17 protein-coding genes are annotated in these 20,061 nt (G+C 65.4%); 10 read left to right on the top strand and 7 right to left on the bottom strand.

The window, feature by feature from the left end:
* On the bottom strand, positions 1 to 1,500 hold the full coding sequence (locus U0004_RS17960) for a HAMP domain-containing sensor histidine kinase (RefSeq protein ID WP_070254209.1): 1,500 nt from the start codon (positions 1,498 to 1,500) through the stop codon (positions 1 to 3).
* Positions 1,501 to 1,502: 2 nt separating this feature from the next.
* Positions 1,503 to 2,192 carry a response regulator transcription factor gene (locus U0004_RS17955; RefSeq protein ID WP_034784412.1) on the bottom strand — a complete coding sequence of 230 codons (690 nt, stop codon included), beginning with the start codon at positions 2,190 to 2,192 and terminating at the stop codon, positions 1,503 to 1,505.
* Positions 2,193 to 2,384: 192 nt separating this feature from the next.
* On the opposite strand from U0004_RS17955, the gene U0004_RS17950 reads away from it, so the two are divergent.
* Positions 2,385 to 2,879 carry a Spy/CpxP family protein refolding chaperone gene (locus U0004_RS17950; RefSeq protein WP_070254210.1) on the top strand — a complete coding sequence of 165 codons (495 nt, stop codon included), beginning with the start codon at positions 2,385 to 2,387 and terminating at the stop codon, positions 2,877 to 2,879.
* A gap of 319 nt (positions 2,880 to 3,198) precedes the next feature.
* Entirely contained in the window at positions 3,199 to 4,053 is an 855-nt protein-coding gene (locus U0004_RS17945) for a dioxygenase family protein (protein ID WP_070254211.1), read from the top strand.
* Here the strand turns inward: U0004_RS17945 and U0004_RS17940 are convergent.
* The 3 genes from U0004_RS17940 to U0004_RS17930 all read right to left on the bottom strand — a co-directional run bounded on the left by U0004_RS17940 (position 4,050) and on the right by U0004_RS17930 (position 7,674).
* On the bottom strand, positions 4,050 to 5,489 hold the full coding sequence (locus U0004_RS17940; RefSeq protein ID WP_070254212.1) for a DUF1501 domain-containing protein: 1,440 nt from the start codon (positions 5,487 to 5,489) through the stop codon (positions 4,050 to 4,052). The genes U0004_RS17945 and U0004_RS17940 overlap by 4 nt on opposite strands.
* 10 nt (positions 5,490 to 5,499) lie before the next feature.
* Positions 5,500 to 7,305 (bottom strand): DUF1800 domain-containing protein, encoded by a 1,806-nt coding sequence (locus tag U0004_RS17935; protein WP_070254213.1) that lies wholly within the window; start codon positions 7,303 to 7,305, stop codon positions 5,500 to 5,502.
* 75 nt (positions 7,306 to 7,380) lie between these two features.
* Positions 7,381 to 7,674 (bottom strand): hypothetical protein, encoded by a 294-nt coding sequence (locus U0004_RS17930; protein WP_139144078.1) that lies wholly within the window; start codon positions 7,672 to 7,674, stop codon positions 7,381 to 7,383.
* A gap of 55 nt (positions 7,675 to 7,729) precedes the next feature.
* On the opposite strand from U0004_RS17930, the gene U0004_RS17925 reads away from it, so the two are divergent.
* The 8 genes from U0004_RS17925 to U0004_RS17890 all read left to right on the top strand — a co-directional run bounded on the left by U0004_RS17925 (position 7,730) and on the right by U0004_RS17890 (position 15,946).
* Positions 7,730 to 8,296: a hypothetical protein gene (locus U0004_RS17925; protein ID WP_099393913.1), complete on the top strand. Its 567-nt coding sequence runs from the start codon at positions 7,730 to 7,732 to the stop codon at positions 8,294 to 8,296.
* A 63-nt stretch (positions 8,297 to 8,359) separates the two neighbouring features.
* Positions 8,360 to 9,088 (top strand): hypothetical protein, encoded by a 729-nt coding sequence (locus tag U0004_RS17920; RefSeq protein ID WP_071653624.1) that lies wholly within the window; start codon positions 8,360 to 8,362, stop codon positions 9,086 to 9,088.
* 4 nt (positions 9,089 to 9,092) lie between these two features.
* On the top strand, positions 9,093 to 10,448 hold the full coding sequence (locus U0004_RS17915; RefSeq protein WP_070254216.1) for a hypothetical protein: 1,356 nt from the start codon (positions 9,093 to 9,095) through the stop codon (positions 10,446 to 10,448).
* Positions 10,449 to 10,458: 10 nt separating this feature from the next.
* Positions 10,459 to 12,633 (top strand): hypothetical protein, encoded by a 2,175-nt coding sequence (locus U0004_RS17910; RefSeq protein ID WP_070254217.1) that lies wholly within the window; start codon positions 10,459 to 10,461, stop codon positions 12,631 to 12,633.
* 20 nt (positions 12,634 to 12,653) lie between these two features.
* Positions 12,654 to 13,700 carry an aminotransferase class I/II-fold pyridoxal phosphate-dependent enzyme gene (locus tag U0004_RS17905; RefSeq protein ID WP_070254218.1) on the top strand — a complete coding sequence of 349 codons (1,047 nt, stop codon included), beginning with the start codon at positions 12,654 to 12,656 and terminating at the stop codon, positions 13,698 to 13,700.
* Complete coding sequence (locus U0004_RS17900) at positions 13,684 to 14,523, top strand: GIY-YIG nuclease family protein (protein WP_070254219.1); 840 nt, start codon at positions 13,684 to 13,686, stop codon at positions 14,521 to 14,523. The genes U0004_RS17905 and U0004_RS17900 overlap by 17 nt, the downstream gene beginning before the upstream one ends.
* A gap of 34 nt (positions 14,524 to 14,557) precedes the next feature.
* On the top strand, positions 14,558 to 15,208 hold the full coding sequence (locus U0004_RS17895; RefSeq protein WP_070254220.1) for a hypothetical protein: 651 nt from the start codon (positions 14,558 to 14,560) through the stop codon (positions 15,206 to 15,208).
* A 9-nt stretch (positions 15,209 to 15,217) separates the two neighbouring features.
* A complete protein-coding gene (locus tag U0004_RS17890; RefSeq protein ID WP_070254221.1) occupies positions 15,218 to 15,946 on the top strand; it encodes an amidohydrolase family protein in 729 nt (242 codons plus the stop codon).
* A gap of 6 nt (positions 15,947 to 15,952) precedes the next feature.
* On the opposite strand, the gene U0004_RS17885 is transcribed toward U0004_RS17890, so the two are convergent.
* The gene (locus U0004_RS17885; protein ID WP_115057522.1) at positions 15,953 to 17,341 is read right to left on the bottom strand and encodes a sigma-54-dependent transcriptional regulator; all 1,389 of its coding nucleotides are present in this window, start codon (positions 17,339 to 17,341) and stop codon (positions 15,953 to 15,955) included.
* A gap of 293 nt (positions 17,342 to 17,634) precedes the next feature.
* Positions 17,635 to 19,893: an arginine/lysine/ornithine decarboxylase gene (locus U0004_RS17880; protein WP_034784421.1), complete on the bottom strand. Its 2,259-nt coding sequence runs from the start codon at positions 19,891 to 19,893 to the stop codon at positions 17,635 to 17,637.
* Positions 19,894 to 20,061 lie beyond the last annotated feature (168 nt).

The following is a 20,061-nucleotide window of genomic DNA, read 5'->3' as shown; positions in this document are numbered from 1 at the left end:
TCAGCCTGGCGTTTTGACGGGCAGCAGCATTTCCACGCACAGGCCACCACCGCTGCGCAAGCTGGCCCCGATGCTGCCGCCATGGACGTTGATGACGTGCCGGGCGATGGCCAGGCCCAGGCCATGGCCGTCCGTACTGTGCTGGGTATTGCTGGCGCGGAAGAACGGTTCAAAAATGCGGGCCAGGTCGGCGCTGGCCACGCCGGGTCCCCGGTCCAGCACGGCGATGCGCAGCCAATCCTGCTTGCCATCATGCAGGCGCGACAGCTCCACGTCCACCGTGCCACCATCGGGGCTATGCTTGACGGCATTGCGCACCACGTTTTCCACGGCACGGGCCAGCAGTTCCGGCTGGCCCGTGACGCTGGCGTCGGCCATGGCCGCGTCGACCGCCAGGTCGATGCCCATCAGGCGCGCCCTGGCTTCATAGCGGGCATCGTCCACGATGTCGTGCACGAGGTCAGCGATGCCGACATCTTCGCTGTGCGCGTGCCCGGCGCCCGCTTGCACGGCGCCCGCTTCCAGCCGTGACAGGGTCAGCAGTTCACCGATCAGTTTATCCATGCGTTCGCTTTCGCGTTCGATGCGCTGCATCGAGGCGGCCATCTTTTCCGGCTGCTGGTGCGCCAGGCCGATGGCGGCCTGCAAGCGCGCCAGCGGCGAGCGCAACTCGTGCGAGACGTCATGCAGCAAACGCGTCTGGCTATCCATGAGGCTGCGCAAACGGCCCGTCATGCGGTCGAAATCGCGTCCCAGGTCCGTCAATTCATCGCCGCGCTTGCCGCTGGCGTGAAAGCGCGGTGCCAGGTTGCCGTGCGAAGCGGCTTCGAACGCTTGCCGCAAGTCGCGGATGGGGCGCGCAAAATACCAGGCCAGCAAAAAGGCGAACAGCAGGCTGGCGGCGATGGCGGCGGCCAGGGGAATGAAGGTGCGGTAGGGGCTGTCCATGCGCGGCGGCATGCCGCGGCCGAACTCGCCGCGTGGCGGCGGGGCGCCCGCGTCGTTGGGCCGCGGACCGGGTCCCATGGCGCGCGGGCCGCTCATGGCGACGGCGATGAGCGTGTCGCGCGCGGCGCCCGCCTCGGCATTGCGGAAGCGTTCGGACGAGGGCAGGAACAGCAGGTAGCGCTGGCCATCGCTGCCGGCCGCTTCGCGCACGACGGGATGGGCCTGGCCCTGTTTCAGCATGGCGCGCGCCTTGTCCAGCATGGCGGGATGCACGGCGCGGCCCATCAATTCTTGCCCTTTGGCATCGACGGCAAACACGCGCATGCGTTCGAGCTTGCCCAGGAATTGCCGCAATGCCTGGCTGCCGCCCGCTTCCAGGGTGGCGCTGGCGGCCTCGATGATCATTTGCGCGGGCGGGCTGGTATCGATGTCGAGGGCCCGTTCCTGCTGCGCGGCCCGGTTTTTCAGCCAGAAGGTGCCGCCGATGCCGATGGTGGCCGTCACTTGCGCCAGCATGATGCACAAAAAAAACTTCCAGAACAGGCGGCCCACGCTTACTCCTTGATCAGCTGATAGCCGAGACGGTACACGGTTTGCAGGCAGGAGCGGCCGTCGGCCAGGCTGCCGAGTTTGCGGCGCAGGCTGCTCAGGTGCACGTCGATATTGCGGTCGAAGCGGGCCATGGGCCGGCCCAGGCCCAGTTCGGACAATTGATTCTTGCTGACGGGCTTGCCCGCATGGCGCACCAGCACTTCCAGCAGGTTGAATTCCGTGCTCGTCAGCTCCAGGTGCATGCCGGCCCAGGCGGCGCGGCGCTGTTCGGGCCACATCGTCAACTGGCCCACGGTCAGCGGCGCCAGGCCCGACGTATCGGGCGGCGCCGCTTGCGCACGGCGCAGGATGGCGCGGATGCGCGCCGTCAGCTCGCGCGGCGTGCACGGTTTGGTCACATAATCGTCGGCGCCCAGCTCCAGCCCCACGATGCGGTCCGTATCGTCGCCGCGCGCCGTCAGCATCAAGATGGGCAGGTTGCTGCCTGCGCGGATGCGGCGCAGGGTTTCCAGGCCATTCATGCGCGGCATCATGACGTCGAGGATGGCGATGGCGTACAGGCCCGTCAGTGCTTCGGCCGCGCCGCTTTCGCCGTCATGCACGGCGCGGGCGTCAAAACCTTCCTGCGTCAGGTATTCCTGGAACATGCCAACCAGTTCCACATCGTCATCGATTAACAAAACCTTGCTCATGCCTGTGCTTTTTCGGGTGAATATCGCCCGATGATAGCAGTCAAAGGGGGCTGTTCACGGTGGTTTTACCCGCTTTTACATACGTCTGCTTACATTTCGCCCCTTTCCTTTACACGCTTTTACGCGACCCTAACGTTGCTTTACACGCCAGGCGCCGACAATCAGGGCTGACCGTCACGAAAGGAAAGCCCGATGAAATACCTGAGTATTGCCGTATCCCTGTTGCTGCTGTCCGCCTGCAGCATGCCGCTGCTGGCGCTGGCCCAGCAAGAAGCTGCACCGGACGGCCCGCCAGCGCGCACCGTGGAAGGGCCGCCGCCCGGCTTTGGCCATGGCCCGGGCGCGCCAGGCTTGCCGCCGTTCCTGCACGGCATCGATTTGAGCGAAGCGCAGCAGGACAAGGTCTTCGCCGCCACCTATGCCCAGGCGCCCTTGCTGCGGGAACAGGAAAAGATCGCCTACAAGGCCCATGCGCAGCTGCGCGCGCTGGCCGCATCCAGCGCCTACGACGATGCCAAGGCCAGCGCGCTGGCGAATACGGCAGCGCAAGCCATGGCAAAGATCAGCTTGCAGCAGGCGCGGCTGGAGCAGCAATTGCTGGCCGTGCTGACGCCGGAACAGCGCCAGCAGGCTCAGCAGTGGCACGACAGCCGCCAAGTTCCGCGCGGCCCCCGGCGCCTCCCGTAAAACGCACGCGCGATCACAGGGAGAGTCAGCATGCGCATCCATGCCTTGCGTCCGGGCAGCAGCTTGCAGGCGCTCTCGCGACATGCGACACAGGCGCTGTTCCTGTGCGCCAGCCTGAGCCCCGCCTTGGCGGGCTTGCCTCACTTAGAGCCTATCCCGGTAGGGAGCGTCTTCTGCTGGCAGCGTATCAGGAGCGCGGACAAGGCGTGAGGAGGACGCGTGGCGAGCCACGCAACGACGAACAACGCAGTCCCCGCTTTTGAGGGGCGCCAGCAGGGGATGTATTCATCTACTGGGATAGGCTCTTAATGGAGTATGTATGGAATTACATGATCACGGCCTGGCATCCGACCTCGAAATGATGCGGCAACAGGCAGCTGAGCGGCGGCAAGTGTTGCGCTGGCTGCTGGCCGGCGCCGCCACCTTGCCTTTGATGAGCTGCGGCGGCGGGTCGGACGCCAGCAGCACGGGAAGCAGCAGCGCTGCCGCTGGCAGCGCCGGCACCGTCACGATACCGACCACGGGCGCCTGCACGGTGATTCCCGAAGAAACGGGCGGGCCGTATCCGGCCGATGGCACGAACACGAGTGGCGGCAGCATCATCAACGTGCTGAACCAGTCGGGCGTCGTGCGCAGCGATATCCGCGCCAGTTTCAATGGCGCAACGGGCATGGCGGCGGGCGTGCCATTGACCATCAATTTGCAGTTGCTTAACGCCAGCGGCAATTGCGCCAGCCTGGCCGGCTACGCCGTCTATCTGTGGCATTGCGACCGCGAAGGCTTGTATTCGCTGTATTCGAGCGGCGTGACGGCGCAGAATTACTTGCGCGGCGTGCAGGAAACGGACAGCGCCGGCAACCTCAGCTTCACGACCATCTTTCCCGGTTGCTACGCGGGACGCATGCCGCACGTGCATTTCGAGGTCTATCCCAGCCTGGCCAAGGCGGCCTCTGCCGCGAACCGCATCAAGACGTCGCAGTTTACTTTTCCGATGGCAACGTTGAGCGAGGCTTACACGGCCAGCGGCTACACGGCCAGCGTGCGCAATCTGTCGCAGATCAGCTATGCCACCGACAATGTCTTCAGCGACGGCACCAGCTTGCAGATGGCCACGGTGACGGGCAATGCCACGCAGGGCTATGTCGTCACCCTGATTGTCGCGGTGAACGGTTAAATTGTCGTCATGAAACCCAGGTCGCGCCGGCTGAAGTTGCCGATGTTCGGGAAGACCCCGGCCAGCTGGCTGTCGGCCACGCCGAACCACTTGGCCAGCGTGGCGCCGTACTGGTCGACGGAGGTGGTCGGCAGCAGGGCGCCGGAACCGACGTCCAGCTCATGGCCCAGGCCCGTGACGGGGAAGGCGCCGTAGATGTCGCGGCCCTTCACGGCGCCGCCCACGACAAAGTGGTGCGCGCCCCAGCCGTGATCCGTGCCGTCGCCGTTGCTGCTGAAGGTGCGGCCGAAGTCCGACGCTGTAAACGTCGTCACCTGGCGCCGCAGGTCCGCGCCCTGCAGGGCCGCCAGGGTCGTGTCGAAGTACGCCAGCGCATGGGCCAGGCGGGCCATCAGGTCGGCATGCAGCACTTTTTGCCGGTCATGCGTGTCGAAGCTGCTCAGTGTCACATAAAACACTTGCCGTTTCGCCCCCAGGGCGCCGCGCCCGCCGATGATGCGCGCCACGGTCTGCAATTGCACGGCCAGCGGATTGACGCCGGACACGCCCGTGTTCGGATTGATGTAGGGCGGGGGATTGGGCACGCCGCCCGCGCCGGCTGCCAGCATGGCGCCGCTGAGGATGCTCTGGCTGGAAATGGCGCGCTGCACGACGGCCACGTGCTCCTGTTCGATCAGGTCGCTTCCCGCATCGTTGATGATGGCTTGCAATGCGCCCGCACCGCCCGTGCTGCCAAACAGGTTGCCGCTCAAGCCGCGGATGGGCACGGCGCCCGCCTGGCCCACTTGGAACTGGCGCACCTGGCGCCCGCTGAGAAAGACAGTGTTGCCCGCAGCGGAAATGGCCGTGAACATGGCATTCGTATTGAGCGAGCCGGCCACGTCGGCCGCCCGGCCGCCCCAGCCCGTGCTGGCCCCTTCGGGTGAGCCGGATTGCCACGTCGATTGCTGGTCGTTGTGCGAGAACAGCTTGGGTGGCAAGGCCACGCTGCCCGCCTTGTACTGCGCCAGGGTGGCCGGCTGGATCAGGGTGCCCACATTGGCCACGATGGCGGCGCGGCCATTGTCGAACAGGTCTTTCAGGGGCGCCAGCTGGGGATGCAGGGCGAAGGCGCGGCCCGTTTGCGCGGTGGCGGGCACGATGGGCAGCACGCCACCCGTCTCGCCCACGCCGGGCAGATGGATGGAATCGACGCCGCCCGTGTTGCGCAGGCGCGCGTATTCATTCCATGACGTAGGATCGGTGGCCAGCACCGTGTTGAAGGCGTCGTTGCCGCCTGCCATGAACAGGCACACCATGGCCTTGTAATCGCCGGCCGTTTGCGCGGCGGCGTTGCCCATGGCGGCCAGGTTCAGGGCGAAGGGGGCGGCCGTGGTGCCGGCCAGGCTCAGCATGGAACCGAGGAAACGGCGGCGGGAAAAGGGGAGATTTTGCATGTGATCGCTCTTACTTTTGTACCAGGTAGGCCGGCGAGGCCATGGTCAGGAAAATGGCCAGCTTGACGCGGTTGGCCTGGGCCGTGGCTACCTGCGCGGCATTGCTGGCCGTGGCCGCGGGGATGCTGACGCCATTGATGGCGGTCAGGATTTGTCCGCGCAGGCTGGCGGGCATGCTGCCATGCATCAGGAGCAGGTTGATGCGGTCGAGCAGCGCGCCCGTGTCGCTGACAAGTGCCAGTTCGCGCGTGTAGTCCGGCTTGATTTCGCGGGCTTCGCCCACGCCCCTGTCGAGCACATCCTGCATGTAATTCAGGTAGCCGGTGACGGACGGCTCCGATGTGATCTGCAGTTCCGGCGCCACCAGGCCCGCGCCGGCCAGCGCGGAGTTGGGCGGTATGTAGGAAGGGCGGAAGAAGCTGAACACGGATGCGGGATTCAAGGGGCCCTGGCCCAGCCCGGTCAAGGGATCATCGAGATAGTAGATGCGGTAGCGTGCGTTGGACGCCTTGGCGTCGAAGGCGCGGATCCAGCTGGCGAGGCGCATTATCGGTTCGCGCAGCTTGCCGGTGCGCAAACTTGTCCCGCTGGCCGCCAGCGCTTCCTGATCGAGCAGCACGGCGCGGACGATAGCTTGCATGTCGCCGCGCACGCCATTGCCGTTGTTGGCAAAGGCGGCCGCTACCCGGCCCACATAAGCGGGGCTGGGATTGCTGCTGACGAGGCGCTGGATCAGTTGGCGGGCAAAGAATGGTCCCGCGTTCGGATGGTTGAACAGGGTATCGAGCGCCAGTTTCAAGTCCGCCTCGCCGCTGGTGACGCCGGATATGCTTTGTCCCAGGAAACGCTTCTCTCCGCTGGAATGAAACGCAGGGTAGTTCTGCATCGGTTTCCAGTCGCGGTCGGGATCGGCCACGTTGCCGATGAAGCGGTTGTTGCTCAAATCGGGACCGGCCCAGCTCCAGCCGGTAAACACGCGGGCAAGCCCGACTACGTCGTCGCGCGTATAGGTGGCGATGGGTTTGCCTGCAGCCAGTTTCAGGCTGCCATCAGCATTGAGCTGGTACAGGCCGATGGTAAACAGCTGCATCACTTCGCGCGCGAAATTTTCGTCCGGTGCACGGGTTGCCGTTTCTTTCTGATTGCGCATGTGCGACAGGTACAGCCCCATCATCGGATGCAGGGCCACGTCATTGAGCAGATTGCGGAAGTTGCCGAAAGCGTGGTGGCCCAGCATGTCGTAGTAGGCGGCCACGCCACGCACTCGTGGCTGGATGGCATCGTTTTGCATGGAAATGACGAAGATTTCCGACAGGGCAAAGGCGATGCGTTGACGCAACTGGTCCTCGCCGCGCATGCTTTGCTGCCAGAACGATTCGTCAAAGCCTCGCGACGTCAGCTTTTCACCTCCGGCCGCTTCGGCCGCCAGCAGTTTGTCGATATACGCGCGGTGCAAGGTTTGCGGCTTGGAAAACTGCGCGCGTAACCAGGCGTCGCTGTCGCTGGCCGCCAGCGCATCGATGGCTGCCATGTTGGGGCCGAACGTGGCGCGGCCCAGGAAGCGCGACGCTTCCTGGCGCGTGAAGGTGGTGGCCGCCTGGCCGGCCGGAGGCGTGGTCAGCGGCGGCGGAGGAATGGTATCGCCTGGCGTGGTGCCGGGGGCTGCCGGATCGCCGGGGGCGGTGGTCCCTGGAGGAACCACCGAGATGTCCGGGTTCTGGATGGCGCCGGTGTTGCTGTCGCCGCCACCGCCGCATGCGGCAAGCAGGCTGAGCAATGTGATGGCCAGCAAACGGCGCAAAGTTGGGTCAGTCATTTAGTTTCTCTCTGGCAATCAAATTTTAGCCCATTAATTGTAGGCCCTAGCTACCACAATCCTGTTTTCAATTAACTATTTACGTGTTGGCCACGTTTTCATTTGCCTGACGTTGGCATGGTGTTGATGCTGTTTTCGGCGCTGTAGGGCGAACTTTATTCTTTGAAAATGAAAAATATTTTTTGCCGATGACGCGCACTGTGGCGGATAGGCGACGTAATCATTCCCGCCAATTAAGCTTGTTTGAAAGCTCATCTTGGCAACGAAACTCGCTTCGCCGGAAACCATGGTTTTTACGTCATCGGCGAAATGCCGTTCGCCACCCGCTCCGTTTTTTCCCCGCGTCCTTTCCCTGCGCATGGCTGGCATGGCCCTTGCGTCAGGGAGGCATGGGTCACCCGCCCGCCTTTCACCGGAGCCTGCCATGACCAGCCGTCTGCTCGCCTATCGTCCCGAAATGGAATTGCCTGAAGCGCCGGGCCTGCTGCCACTGCAGCAGGAAGACGAGCTGGCACTGGCGGCGCAGTTGCTGGAATTGCAGGCGCCGGCCCAGTTCGACGCTTTCCTGGCGCGCCAGCTGGGCGCCACTGCGGCGGGCCGGCAAGTGCGCGGTACGCCGCTGGAAGGACCGCTGCACCAGCTGCTGGGCAAGGTGGTGGCGCCCCTGTTGCCGTTGCATGGTGGTTCGCCGCAGGCGCTCAAGCGGCGCGCTGCCGGCATCTTCGGCATGGAACTGGAAGGTTTGAGCCCGGAAGACAAGGAATTCGAACTGGCGCGCCAGGTCGTGCATCTGATCGATGCCGTCAATACGGAGCTGGCGCAGGACGGCGCCACCGGCGCGCGCGCTCCCAGGGCGCGGGTGGAAACGGCCCTGCTGCAAGTGGCACGCAGCGTGGCGCCAGGCTTGCTCAGGCAGGCGGCGCAAACGCCAGGACGGGACGCTGGCCGCTGGCGCCGCGAGGGCGGGCACATCGTCGTGCTCGATTGTTAGCCGGACGGCCAGTCTGTCCGGCAAGGTAGTCCCAACCGAGGTTATAACTTTGAGGAGCTCATCATGCATGACTTGGATCGTACGACCCTGGAATACGGACAGGAGATGTCCGGTTTTGAAGCGGAGCAGTTCGAGTTTGGCCAGGGCGAGTGGAGCGGCGAGGGGGGCGCGAACGCCATGTTTTCCGAGACCGAGGAGATGGAGCTGGCGAATGAATTGTTGTCGGTCAGCAATGAAGCCGAACTCGAGCAGTTTCTCGGCAATTTCCTGCGCAAGGCTGCTTCCGTCGCGGGCGGCATCATCAAGTCGCCCGTGGGGCAAGCCATCGGCGGCGTGCTCAAGGGCGTGGCGAAGAAGGCCATTCCCCTGGCCGGCGGTGCCATCGGCGGCTATTTCGGCGGCCCGCTGGGGGCCAAGATAGGCAGCGGCCTGGCCTCGGCCGCTGGCGGCGCACTGGGTCTGGAAGCGGAAGCGTCGTCGAACGAGGACCGCGAATTCGAGGGCGCCAAGCAGTTCGTGCGCCTGGCCGCCGATACCGTCAACCGCGCCGCGCAAGCGCGCGGTGCGGGCGATCCGCGCGCCATCGCCCAGTCGGCGGTCAGCGCGGCGGCGCGCCAGTTCGCGCCAGGCTTGCTGGGCCGCCCCGGCAGCCAGGTCTCCACGCAGAACGGCAGCGGCGCTGGTGCGGGTGGCACCATGGCGCCGGGCGGTGCGCGCAGCGGCGCCGGCATGCGTCCGTCCAGTGGCCGCTGGGCGCGCCAGGGTCACAAAATCGTCCTGTACGGGGTCTGACATCATGGCCATCGGCGCTTATGCTGCCTGGATGCTGGAGCAGGAGGCGCGCTCGCTGCTGACGCGGCTGGCACGGCTGGAGCCGTTCGCGCTGATCGAGCCGACGGTGCTGGCGGCGGCCCTGATGCCCAGCGCCCAGTCGGCCATCGAAAGCCAGCTGGTACAGGGCCGGCGCGCATTGCGGCGCATGGTGGCCCAGTTCCAGTGGTGGCTGCGGCGCGAGCACGCCGATGGCGCCAGCGTGGCCACGGCCGCCGAGGCGCAGCGCCGTTTTACCTTCCTGCGCCTGAAGTTCAATGCCGCGCTGACCCAGTTCGATCTGTTCAACGAAGTCATCACCCAGCGCAGCGAGCACAAGACGGGCGTGTGGCTGGCCGGCCTGGACATCGTTGCCGCCGACGCGCTGGCGCTGCCCGGCAATGTGTATCAGGCGCCGCCCGTGATCTGCTACCTGGACCGGGGGCCGGGCGCGGCCATCCGCCGTGCGCGCACGCGCCTGCCCGGCGGCGGCGACAATCCCGTCGCCATCATCCGCCTGCCGCGCGAACGCATGATCGGCAGCAGCATCGCCTCGTCGCTGGTGCACGAAATAGGCCACCAGGGGGCTGCGCTACTGGACCTGGTGGCGTCCTTGCGGCCCGTGCTGCAAGCGATGCAGCATGGCGGCAGCGGCTTTGTTCACGTGTGGCAGCTGTGGGAGCGGTGGATTTCCGAGATCGTGGCCGATTTCTGGTCGCTGGCGCGGGTCGGCGTGGCCGCCACCCTGGGCCTGATCGGCGTGGTCAGCCTGCCGCGCGTGTTTGTCTTCCGCCTCAATATCGACGATCCCCATCCAGTGCCATGGCTGCGGGTGCGCCTGAGCTGCGCCATGGGACGGGCCTTGTATCCGCATCCGCAGTGGGACCGCCTGGAGCAACTGTGGCTGTCGTACTACCCGCTGGCCGGCCTGCCGCCTGCCCGGCAGCGGCTGCTGGAACAGTTGCAGGCCAGCATGGCTGCCCTGGTGGGCTTGCTGGTGCAGCACCGGCCGCCGGCCTTGCGCGGCGGCTCGCTGGCCGAAGCCATGGCCGTGCACACGCGCCAGCCTGCCATGCTGGCGCAGCTGTTTCGCAGCTGGAACCTGGCGCCGGGGCAGATGTACCGGGCGACGCCGACCCTGGTGTTCGCCGTGCTGGGCCAGGCGCGCGCCAGCGGTGCCTTGAGCCCGGAAGACGAAAGTGAGCTGCTGGGGCGTTTGCTGACCCACTGGGCCCTGCGCAGCACCCTGGACACGTCGGAGCTGTGCGCAGATGTCGTGCGGCATGGCCGCCAGCCCGGCAGGCCGCTGCCGCCCCTGGCATCGCGTTTGATTATCCATTGAGGAGAATGACATGAGCAGCAAGATGAGCAGCAATATGGGTGGCAAGATGAGCCGCAGGAGCGGGGCGGCGGGCCAGGCGGGGCCGAAGCACCACGGCGGCAGCATCGCTGTCACCGTGCACGAGCAGGACAGCGGGGCCATGGTCGTCAATGCCGCCATCAGCCTGTACCGGGGAGCCGAGGCGGATTGCCATGATTTCAATGCCGCCACCTGGGTAGCCGATCCCGCCATGCTGGTGGGCGTGCGCTGGACGGATGGCCGTGGCAGTACCGTGTTTGCCGACCTGGCCACGGGCAGCTACGTGGGGGTGTATGGCAATTTCCCCGCCACGGCGCCGCAGTGCGTGACGGTGCAGTCCGGCTGCAGCGCCGTGCTGTGTTTCAAGCCGCAGCTCAATCCGCAGGTGGGGCTGGTTTTTGAAACGGCGGACTGCCATCCCAGCGACTGCAATTTTGGCAGGGTGGGTGACCGTGCCGTGGCCACCGTCTCGTTTGACGGCGATCAAAGCGCAGACGGACGCGACCAGGTGCAGGTGCTGGCCGCCGCCCCGTGGGTACCCATGCGTGGTGCGCCGAATGCCTTTTCCACCCCCGTGCGGCGCGCCGGCATGCACCGTTTCATGGGGCAGATGATGCTGTCGCAGCGTCCCGAGCTGCGCAATGCCTTGCCCGTGCCGGAAGGGTTGAGCCCGAACGCCATGCTGGCCGTGGACGCGGAATACGAGGCGGAGGAGCGCCAGCCTCAGCCCATCTCGGGCAATGTGGGCGTGTCGCTGACGCGCACGGAAACGGAGCCGACGGAAGACTTGCCGCTGTGGACCCTGATACGCAACAGCACCGAAGCGATGTCGTTTACGAATTACCTGCATTTCATGGACAGCCTGTTTTGCGGCGACCTGGCCAATGTGCGCGGCTTCGAGCAGGAGCGCTTCGTCAAAAAGGCCGACATGTTCCAGCAGCTCAAGCAGCGCCGCGCGCTGCCGTTCTCGGATGCCGATTCCTACCGCGTGCTGAAAGTGGCGACGGAGGCGTTCGTGATGGTCAATTGCGGCGTGCTGAACCAGCCGCTGGCCTTCAATCCCGCGGAAGACAACGCCTACCTGGACCGGCGCGACATCCCCCAGGGGCGCGACCTGGAAACCGTGCTGCGCAACGATTACCTGGAAAACATCGATGGTTTCCAGACCTTGCCCTACCTGGCCGTGATCCGCCGCAAGCTGCCCGACATCCCCATCAGCATCCCGCGCGGCCAGGAAGGCGAAGTGGACCTGTGCTTTGGCATCATCCAGGAAAAGCTGGCCAATCCCTGCCTGCTGGAACTGATCTGGTCGTACTGGCACGAAGAGGGCATGCTGGTACAAACCATGAATGCCATCGCGCAACGCTTCCAGAATCTGCGCGCGCCGGGCAAGCAACTCGATCCTCTGTCGAACACGGAAATCGACATGTTGCGTCCGTTGAATAATTTACTGTGGGGATACACGCAGGATGAGCAGCATCGGCTGACCGTGATGCGCCGGAACTATGAGTATGACCATCACTACGGTGTGCGCCTGGATGGCAAGGCAGTGCAGCACTTCCGGCCAGCCGATAGCCGCTCCAAATTCCTGGAAGCGTTCCACCACTTGCTGCGCCTGCTCACTTCGTTCTACAAGCAGGATGACGACACCACCGTGAAGGCGGACGCCTTCCCCGTGCTCAACGCGCTCAAGGAAATTCATTTGATCCTGTCGCAGGGCGCGCACAACCAGTTCGGCGATTTGCCGTCGACGGCGCGCATCGAAATGCTGATGCAGCAATGGATGCTGGCGCGCCCCGAATTCCGTGAATTTTTGCCTACGCGCGTGATGGTGGCGTATCCGGAACCGTGGATGGACAGGGTCGATGCCATGAAGAAATTGCAAGGCTGGACGGATACGAGCGTAATGCACTTCCGCAACCTCGCCATCTTCGGCGAACAATTGCTGCTGTCCGTGCGCTATGGCAACTGGAGCGACATCTATGAACCGACGCAGGCATTCAACTGGGCGCGCTTCTGGCGCCCGCAAGTGCAAGGCTACATCCACGGCTACCGCGCCGCCACCGGAGTCGACCTGTCCGTCGACAGCAGCGACCCGGCGATCGAATCGACGATGCCCTCGGTATTGCTGCGCCAGCGCCTGAGCCAGCAGCTGCGCAGTGTCTAGGGCGGGGGCGGGGCGCGTGCATGCTCGACTTTACCAGCGCCCTCTACCTGGGCATGCGCCATCCGGCGGCCGCGCTGGCGCCGTGGAGCAGCTTGAGCCTGGGCCAGCCGGCCGCGCTGCAGGAGCCGCCCGGCGCGCAGGCCCTGGCAGCAAGCCTGGCTGCGCTGCAAGGCTGCGAGGCGGCCTGTGTGCTGCCGTCGACCTTGCACCTGTTCTGGGACCTGTTCGGCATGCTGGCTGGCGAGCGCCTGGTGATCCTCGTCGATGGCGGCAGCTACGCCATCGCGCGCTGGGGCGCCGAGCGGGCGCAGGCGCTGGGCTTGCCGCAGCAAGTGTTTCCCAGCGGCGAGATGGCGGCATTGCGGCAACTGGCGGCGGCCTGGGGCAGGCAAGGGCGGCGCCCCCTGATCCTGGCCGATGGCTATGTGCCGGGCAGCGAACAGGTCTTGCCGCTGGCCGGCTATGCGGCCCTCGCATGCCAGGGAGGCGGTTACCTGCTGCTGGACGATACGCAGGTGCTGGGCGTGGCGGGCACGGACGGTGGCGGCTCGGCGCGGCTGCATGGCTTGCCGGGCGGCTACGACAAGGGCGGCGGCCACGTGATCGTCGGCGCCTCGCTGGCCAAGGGATTTGGCGTGCCGCTGGCCGTGCTGGCCGGCAGCCGCAAGCTGCTGCGGCGCTTCGCGGCGCACAGCCAGACGCGCGTGCATGCCAGCCCGCCTTCGGCAGCCGTGCTGGCGGCGGCGCGGCGCGCGCTGGCGCTCAATGCCCGCCATGGCGACGCCCTGCGCGCCAGGCTGGCGGACAGGGTGGCGCAATGGAGTGCGGGGATGGCGGCGGCCGGCATTGCCTGCCGCGGTGGCAGCTTTCCCGTGCAGCGTTTGCCCGGCCGCGCCCATTTGCGGCAAGCCTTGCGCGCAGCGGGCGTGCTGGCGCTGGCGCAAGCGGGAGACGGTCCCGGCGCGCTGACTTTCTTGCTGCGGGCCGACCAGACGCCGCAGCAACTGGAGCAGGCGATGGGCTTGCTTGAACATCACATCAGGAGGCGATATGAACGAAGCGTTTGAAATACTGCCCTTTGCGGGGCAGCCAGGGGCGGCCGGCGAACAGGAATGGTCGCAAGAGTGGTCGCAAGAGTGGTCGCAGGAGTGGCAAGGGGAGGAAGAGGGGGAATGGGAGGAAGAGCGCATGCGTCCTGGCGGCGGGCGAGGCGGCCTGCGTGCAAGGCCGCCGCTGCGAGGCGCGCGCCGTCCCGCGCCGCCGCGCTACCAGGGGCAGGGCCGCCGTCTGCCCCGCTTTGCTCCCCAGCCCATGCCCTACCTGCCGCCGCGCTACCGGGGCTGGGGCGGCTATGCGCCCATCTACCCGACCATTTATCCGGCGGCTTATCCTGTGGCGGAGCCGGCCTTTGGCGACCAGCAGGGGCCGGACCAGGGAATGGATACGGACCAGGGCCAGGATCAGGGGCAGGACGATGACCAGCAGCAGGGCGAAGTCCCGCCCACCCTGGCTGGCACCATGGGCCGGGTGCCGGAAGCGGCCGCCCTGCGCTACCAGGCGCTGGGGACGCTCGCCGACGCCTTGCGCGACGCGAATGGCCGGGGGCCGGGCCTGTACGTCATCGAGTTCGATGCGGGTGGAAGGCGCCGTGCCTACAGCGGCCAGACGGACGATCTGCACCGGCGTTTGCTGCAGCACCGGCTGTGCGGCCAGATGTTGGCCGTCGACGTGAGCGCGCACCAGGTGTATGTGGCGCCCCTGTCCTCGGCGGTGCAGCGGCGCCGGATCGAACAGCGCATCCACGACGACATGTTTGCCAACCAGCGCGGCGTGCTGACGAACCAGCGGCGCGAACTGGAACTGGCCGTACTGGGTGAAATGTGGGGCTGACGACAGCGCTTTGACGACTGCGAAGGAGAACATCATGCACCAACTCGAATGCGAATGCGCGCAATGCCGGCAGCGGGCCGGCGCTGCGTTTGAAGTGCTGGAGTTCGGCCAGGACTGGTCCGGCAAGGGCCGCGCGCCGGCCGTCTTCAGCGAAGAGGAAGAACTGCAGCTGGCCATGGAATTGCTGGAAGTGTCCAGCGAAGCGGAACTGGAACAGTTTCTCGGCAATGTCTTCAAGAGCGTGTGGAAGGGTGTCAAGAAGGTGGGCTCGACCATTGCCAAGGTGGCCAAGCCTTTGGGTGGCGCCTTGAAGGCCGTGGCCAAGACGGCCTTGCCCTTTGTCGGCGGCGCGCTGGGCTCGATGATCCCGATACCGGGCGTGGGCACGGCGCTCGGCTCGGCCCTGGGGCGCGCCGCCAGCAACGCGCTGGAACTGGAAATGGAAGCCGAGGCGCCGGCCGACCGCGAACTGGAGCTGGCGCGCCGCTTCGTGCGCATCGCGGGGCAGGCGGCACGCCTGGCTGCCGACGGCGACGGCAGCGCGCGTGCCGTGGAAAGCGCGCTGACGCGGGCCCTGCATCAGCAACTGCCGCATTTTCGTTCGGCCGCGCCGCAGGGCGAGGAGGAGAGCGGGCGCTGGCGCCGGCGCGGCAACCGCATCGTCGTCATGGGCGACTGGCAATAGCGCGACAAGATGATCATCGATTGCCACTGCCATGCGGGACCGGGCGACGGCTTGAGCGGGCCGTGGGACAGCGATGCGCCGCTGCAAGCCTACCTGCGCCGCGCGCAGGCGGCCGGCATCGCCCGCAGCGTGCTGTTCGCCACCTTCCATTCCGATTACGCCATCGCCAACCATGGCGTGGCGCGCCTGGTGTCGTCCGATCCACAGCGTTTCTACGGCTTTGCCTTCGTGCATGCGCGGCGCGACCGGGGCCGCATCATGGACCTGGTGCGCACGGCCGTCGAGCGGTACGGCTTTGTCGGCGTCAAGGCGCACCGCTTGGACGCGCGCATCAGCGGCGAAGTGTGCGAGGCGGCCCGTTTCTTCGGCTTGCCCGTGCTGTACGACCCGGCCGGCGAGGTGGCTGTGGCCGAGCTGCTGGCGCAGCAGTATCCCGACGTCGATTTCATCCTGCCGCACCTGGGAAGCTTCGGCGACGACTGGGCCGCGCAGCTGGCGCTGATCGACCATCTGGTGCGCCACCGCAACATCCATACGGATAGCTCGGGCGTGCGGCGTTTCGACTTGCTGCAGCAGGCCGTGCGCCGCGCGGGACCGCACAAGGTCTTATTCGGTTCCGATGGTCCCTGGCTGCATCCGGGGCTGGAATTGCACAAGATTCAGTTGCTGGGCTTGCCGCCGCGGGATATGGCGCTGATCACGGGCGGCAATTTTTTGCGGCTGGCGCGGCTGGCTTGAGGCAGATCAAGGCGCGGCCGGCGGAATCGCAATCGTAGCGGCAGTTTCGGCTTGCGTCGCGCAAGCGGCCGCCTTGCGGCGTAGCTGCAGGGCGCGGTCGGTCACCCCAAGGCGGGCGGCGGCGCGCTGGTTGTTGCCGCGCTCATCGGCCAGCACGAGGCGGATGGCCGTGTCGGTGGCGCAGCGCGTGATGTGCGACAGCGTGCAGCCCTGGGCCAGTGCCCGCCGCACGGCCGCTTCGAAGTGCTGGTCGGGCCAGTGCGGCGCCAGCAGCCGTTCTTCCGGGGGCAGGGCGCCGATGGTGATGGGGCCGGGGCCGCAATGGCGGTGCCAGATGTGCGTGACGGTCTGGCGCAGTTCGCGCACATTGCCCGGATAGTCGCGCAGCAGCAGGTATTCGCGCACGGCGGCGTCCAGCGGGGGCGGCGGCTGCTGGGCCAGTTCAGCGAGGAAATGGCGGGCCAGCGGCAGGATGTCGTCCTGGCGTTCGCGCAAGGGCGGTATCTGGCAGCGCCAGCCGGCGATGCGGTAATACAGGTCGGCGCGGAATGCGCCGCGCGCCACCTCGCCTTCCAGTTCGCGGTTGGTGGCGCAGACGAGCCTGAATTGCGTCGGCTGCCAGGTATTGCCGCCCACGCGCTTGTATTTGCGCTCCTGGATGGCGCGCAGCAGCTGCGCTTGCAGGAGCAGCGGCAGTTCGCCCACCTCATCGAGGAAGAGCACGCCGCCGTCGGCCAGGGCAAAAGCGCCGTCGCGCGCAGCCGCCGCGCCCGTAAAAGCGCCCCGTTCATGGCCGAACAGTTCGCTGCCGGCCAGTTCCGGCGACAGGGTGGTGCAGTCGAGGATGGTGAAGTCGCCTCTGCAGTTGCCGAGGCGGTGGATCAGTTGCGCCAGTAAATCCTTGCCCGTGCCCGTCTCGCCCGTGATCAGCATCGACGCCTGGCTGAAGGCGGCCATTTCCACTACCTGGTGCAGCAAGGCGGTCCAGGCCGCGCTGTCGCCCACCAGATGCTGGCGCACGGCGCTGGATGCCAGTATCTGCGCCACGGCCTGCCAGCGCTGCAGGCGCGCCAGCACCTGGCCCGCATCGACGGTGCAGCCAGGCCACAGCAGCACATCGAGCGCGCCTGCCGCCATCAGGGCCCGCTGTTGCGCGCAGCTGGGAGGGCGGCCGCAGGCGGCAATGGCCAGCACGCGGGCATGGCCGCACAGCGCCGGCAGCGCTTGCAGCAGCGCCTTATCGGTCTCGGCAAACAGCACGATGCCCGCGCCGTCTTCCTCGCCATCGTGCCGCCGGGCTACAGTTACCTGAGCCTGCTTCAAGGCCGTCATCAGCAAGGCGCCACTGCCAGCCGCCGCCTGCTGCATGATTTCCAGCCACACCTTGAGCGTCATATGCCAGCCATCACGAGGGCACGAGTCGCCCATCTTAGAAGCCCGATACCCCAACCGTTTGATCTGGCGCAAGCGTGCGCGCTGGCCTGAAATGAAAAACGCCACCTGAAAGGTGGCGTGAATGAATGGCGTTCAACAAACGTCAGAATTAACCGTTTTTAACGAACGTCACGACGGTTCATCCAATCGTCGCGAGCGGCAGTGATTTGTGGCCGAGAAGCGCAACCGTACTCCAGTACGGTGAGCATCGCCGGCCGCAAAGCGCGCCGCGCAGTAGATTGGATGTGCCGTCATTAATCATCCAGTTTGACGCAATCGACGAAGTAGCCGCGCTTGCCATCGACTTCGCGTTTCACGAGACCATGCACATCCGTCTCGAAGCCGGGGAAGCGCTCGTTGAAGTCGCGTGCGAAGCGCAGGTAGTCGACGATGGTCTTGTTGAAGCGCTCGCCCGGGATCAACAGCGGAATACCCGGTGGATACGGCGTCAGCAGGATGGACGTGATGCGGCCTTCCAGTTCGTCGATGGCCACGCGCTCGATTTCGCGGTGCGCCATCTTGGCGAAGGCGTCCGACGGCTTCATGGCCGGGATCATGTCCGACAGATACATTTCCGTCGTCAAACGGGCCACGTCGTAGGCCTTGTAGAAATCATGGATCTGCTGGCACAGGTCGCGCAAGCCCATTTTTTCGTAGCGTGGGTTGGCCGCCGCAAATTCCGGCAGGATGCGCCACATCGGCTGGTTCTTGTCGTAGTCATCCTTGAACTGTTGCAAGGCGGTCAGCAGGGTATTCCAGCGGCCCTTGGTAATGCCGATGGTAAACATGATGAAGAACGAGTACAGGCCGCATTTTTCAATGATGACGCCGTGCTCGGCCAGGTATTTGGTGACGATGGACGCGGGGATGCCCGTGTCGCCGAACTGGCCGTCCAGCGACAGGCCCGGGTTGACGATGGTCGCCTTGATCGGGTCGAGCATGTTGAAGCCGGGAGCGAGGTCGCCGAAGCCGTGCCAGTCATCCTCGGCGCGTATCATCCAGTCTTCCTGCTGGCCCATGCCTTCGTCGTTGAAGCTGGCCGGACCCCATACCTGGAACCACCAGTCCTGGCCCCACTCCTGGTCGATCTTCTTCATGGCGCGGCGGAAATCGAGCGCTTCCATGATCGACTCTTCCACCAGGGCCGTGCCGCCCGGCGCTTCCATCATGGCCGCGGCCACGTCGCACGAGGCGATGATGGAATACTGCGGCGAGGTCGATGTGTGCATCAGGTAAGCCTCGTTGAAGGCGTCCTGGTCCAGCTTGACCGTGTCCGATTCGCGCACGAGGATTTGCGAGGCCTGCGACAGGCCGGCCAGCAATTTGTGCGTGGACTGGGTCGAGAAGATCATCGATTCCTTGGCGCGCGGACGATCCTTGCCGATGGCGTGCATATTCTTGTAGAAATCGTGGAAGGTGGCGTGCGGCAGCCACGCTTCATCGAAGTGCAGGGTGTCGATCTTGCCGTCCAGCATTTCGCGCAGGGTTTCCACGTTGTAGATCACGCCATCGTAAGTCGATTGCGTGATGGTCAGGATGCGCGGTTTCTTGTTCTTCGCTTCGCGCGCGAACGGATTGGCCTCGATCTTGCGGGCAATGCTTTCCGGCGTGAACTCATGCAGCGGGATAGGGCCGATGATGCCCAGGTGGTTGCGCGTCGGCATCAGGAATACGGGAATCGCGCCGCACATGATGATCGAGTGCAAGATCGACTTGTGGCAGTTGCGGTCGACGACGACGATGTCGCCTGGCGCCACGGTCGAATGCCACACCATCTTGTTCGAGGTCGAGGTACCGTTGGTGACGAAATAGCAATGGTCGGCATTGAAGATGCGCGCGGCATTGCGTTCGGACGCGGCGACAGGGCCCGTATGGTCGAGCAGCTGGCCCAGTTCCTCGACGGCGTTGCAGACGTCGGCGCGCAGCATGTTTTCACCGAAGAACTGGTGGAACATCTGGCCGATCGGCGACTTCAGGAAGGCCACGCCGCCCGAGTGGCCGGGGCAGTGCCATGAGTAGGAACCGTCGTTGGCGTAGTGCACCAGTGCGCGGAAGAATGGCGGCGACAGGCCGTCCAGGTAGGATTTCGCTTCGCGGATGATGTGGCGCGCGACGAATTCCGGCGTATCTTCGAACATGTGGATGAAACCATGCAGTTCGCGCAGGATATCGTTGGGGATATGGCGCGAGGTGCGCGTTTCGCCATACAGATAAATAGGGATATCGGCGTTCTTGTAGCGGATTTCCTCGACAAAGGCGCGCAGCGATTTCAAGGCGTGATCGGTTTCCTCAATGGAACCGGCGCCGAATTCTTCATCGTCGATCGACAGCACGAAGGCTGACGCGCGCGATTGTTGCTGGGCAAATTGCGACAAATCGCCGTAGCTGGTCACGCCCAGCACTTCCATGCCTTCTTTTTCCATTGCGGCGGCAAGGGCGCGAATGCCCAGGCCGGACGTATTTTCAGAACGGAAATCCTCGTCAATGATGACGATAGGGAAACGAAATTTCATGCATGTCTCCAAAAAAGCAAGCCGCCCCTGACATATGTGAAGGGGCGGACTAGGGCGCGACGGTCAGGCGGTAGTGCAACCCGGCAGCCGCAGAAAAAAAATAAGAACGGGATTCTCGCAGAAATGCGGCGTCTGCGGGAAAAAAATATCGTAGCAAAGCGTCACAAG

Source organism: Janthinobacterium lividum (assembly GCF_034424625.1).
Taxonomy (GTDB): Bacteria; Pseudomonadota; Gammaproteobacteria; order Burkholderiales; family Burkholderiaceae_D; genus Janthinobacterium; species Janthinobacterium lividum.
This window is presented reverse-complemented; position numbering and strand designations above follow the sequence as displayed.